The sequence below is a fragment of the Dellaglioa sp. CoH-57-MRSF-20 genome, assembly GCF_056781955.1.
In genome coordinates this window covers 1-277 of the sequence record NZ_JBXAXV010000251.1, presented here as the reverse complement: position 1 = coordinate 277, position 277 = coordinate 1, and the positions used below count along the sequence as shown (strand labels likewise).

General features: G+C 53.1%; 1 protein-coding gene. It reads right to left on the bottom strand.

Translation table 11 applies throughout. The annotated features are described in order from the left end of the window. Nucleotides 1-224, bottom strand: a 224-nt coding sequence (locus AC1RPN_RS08955; RefSeq protein WP_438451036.1) for a hypothetical protein, incomplete at its 3' end; no start/stop codon positions are given. Nucleotides 225-277 lie beyond the last annotated feature (53 nt).

The window sequence follows — 277 nt, the reverse complement described above, 5'->3', positions numbered from 1 at the left end:
TCGTAGTACCAATCCCAGTCAAAACACCAGTCATTGACGGTGCCGACATCGATGTGTTCTACGCTTCGTTCTTGACGCTCGATTTTGTCGAGCACTCGATTGAGGACACGACGATTCTGCTGCCGCTCGTCTCGACGCGCACCCGGAGCCGGGCCGCAGCACGGGCAATGGAAACCGCCCGGACCATAACTGATTACACGACGGGAAAATGCTTTTGCTTTCATGAGACCTCCAGTTGATTATCACTGAACTCTACTCATGATCGCCTCCTATTCTG